At 81.9% G+C, this 1,020-nt stretch carries 1 pseudogene; it reads right to left on the reverse strand.

The features are described 5' to 3' along the window. Window positions 1-1,020, reverse strand: a pseudogene (locus CDN38_RS27920) (PE family protein); the annotation flags it as partial.

Genomic DNA, 1,020 nt, shown 5'->3' on the forward strand with positions numbered 1-1,020 from the left:
AGGCCAGGGTGGCCAGGGCGGGGCCGCCGGTGCCGCCGGCCCCGCCCTGGCCACCCTGGCCTCCCGCGATCGGGTTGATCGGGTCGTCGGCGCCGGTGGTGCCCATGCCGCCGTTGCCGCCGTTACCGCCCAGCCCGCCGGTGCCGCCTTTGCCGATGCTGCCGGCGGTGCCGTCGTCGGTGGCCGCCCCCGCGGCACCCGCGGTGCCGCCGGCGCCGCCCTGCCCGCCGTCGGCGCCGGCCCCGCCGGTGCTGCCGGTGTTGGTGCCGCCGTTGCCGCCGGTACCGCCATTGCCGCCGATGCCGCCCTTGCCGCCACTGCCGCCGCCGACCCCGCCGATGCCGGCCCCGCCGCTGCCGCCGGCGCCGCCGGCGCCGCCTTGGCCGCCTTGGCCACCTGCGATGGGCGCGGTGCTGGAGATGCCGTTGGTGCCGGTGCCGCCGGTGCCGCCGGTGCCGCCCAGCCCGCCGGTGCCGCCGGTGCCGACGCTGCCGGTCTTGCCGCCGTCGGTGGCGGACCCTCCGGCACCGGCGGTGCCGCCGGTGCCGCCCTGGCCGCCGTCCGCGCCGGCCCCGCCGGTGCTGCCGGTGTTGGTGCCGCCGTTGCTGCCGGCGCCGCCGTTACCGCCGATGCCGCCTTGGCCGCCGGTGCCGCCGCCGATGCCGCCGATGCCGGCGCCGCCGCTGCCGCCGGTGCCGCCAGCCCCGCCTTGGCCGCCCTGGCCGCCCGCGGTGGGCGTGGTGCCGTCGATGCCGTTGATGGTGTTGTTGGCGCCATGGCCGCCGTTGCCGCCGACACCGCCCGCACCGCCGGTGCCGACACTGCCAGCCTTGCCGCCATCGGTGCCGGCACCCGCCGCGCCCGCGGTGCCGCCGGTGCCGCCTTGGCCGCCGTCGGCGCCGACCCCGCCGGTGCTGCCGGTGTTGGAACCCCCGTTGCCGCCAGCGGCGCCGGCCCCGCCGGTGCCGCCGTTGCCGCCGGCGCCGCCGCCGACCCCGCCAATGCCCGCCCCGCCGGTGC

The organism is Mycobacterium ostraviense, from assembly GCF_002705925.1.
Classification (GTDB): domain Bacteria; phylum Actinomycetota; class Actinomycetes; order Mycobacteriales; family Mycobacteriaceae; genus Mycobacterium; species Mycobacterium ostraviense.